The 1,003-nt window shown below is 30.5% G+C and carries 1 protein-coding gene; it reads left to right on the top strand.

Translation table 11 applies throughout. The features are described 5' to 3' along the window. The first annotated feature begins 100 nt into the window (after nt 1-100). Nucleotides 101-985, top strand: a complete 885-nt coding sequence (locus tag AAGV33_RS16330) for an IS982 family transposase (protein WP_461782333.1) — start codon at nt 101-103, stop codon at nt 983-985. The last annotated feature ends 18 nt before the right edge of the window (nt 986-1,003 follow it).

Genomic DNA, 1,003 nt, shown 5'->3' on the forward strand with positions numbered 1-1,003 from the left:
AACCCGTTGGGTGTAAATATTTGCAGTAAAATAAATTGAGTAGATATTGGTCAAGATACTGAAATTCAGTATCTTGAAGTCGCCAAACAAACCAATATCCATGTCAAATATAGTGAAAAATTATTTTAGAGTTTTAGAAGTTGTAAGTTCTTTGAATTGTGAATTGGAATATAGATCAGATGTTGGAAGAAAACAAAAAATGTCTGATTTAGAAGTAGTTGCATTGAGTTTAACAGCGGAGTTTATGTCTATTGATAGTGAAAACTCTTTATTTAAAGAGATTGACAATCAACAAATACCCAACTTAATCGAGCGCAGCCAGTTCAATAAAAGAAGACGAAGATTATTTTTCTTTTTAGAAGAAGTAAGAAAGAAATTAGCATCCCGCTTTTTAGAATTTGAAGATTATTTCATCGTGGACAGCATGCCGTTGGAGATCTGCAAATTTGCACGTCACAGGAGAATTAAAATCTGTAAAGATGAGTTTGAGACCGCTCCTTCAAAAGGGTTTTGTGCTTCTCAAAATAACTGGTTTTACGGCTATAAATTACACGGAGTTTGTTCTGTAAATGGAATTTTTCATTCATTGGACATTACAAAAGCAGAAGTTCATGATGTTCATTTTTTGAAAAGCATAAAACAGCAAATGTCTGATTGTGTGATTCTTGGAGATAGAGGTTATTTATCAAAAACTATTCAATTGGATTTATTTCAAACGGTCAATATAAAACTGGAAACGCCAAAAAGAACCAATCAAAAAGATTACAAGCCACAACCTTATATTTTTAGAAAATCAAGAAAAAGAATTGAGACATTATTTTCACAACTATGCGACCAGTTCAGAATCAGAAACAATTATGCTAAAACTTTTGAAGGTTTTAAAACAAGAATTTTAGCAAAAATAACAGCATTAACATTGGTTCAATATATCAATAAATTCATCTTTGATAGACCAATAAACAATATTAAAAATCAAATAATTTAATTACACCCAACGGGTTAA

The organism is Flavobacterium magnesitis (genome assembly GCF_041729735.1).
Lineage (GTDB): Bacteria > Bacteroidota > Bacteroidia > Flavobacteriales > Flavobacteriaceae > Flavobacterium > Flavobacterium magnesitis.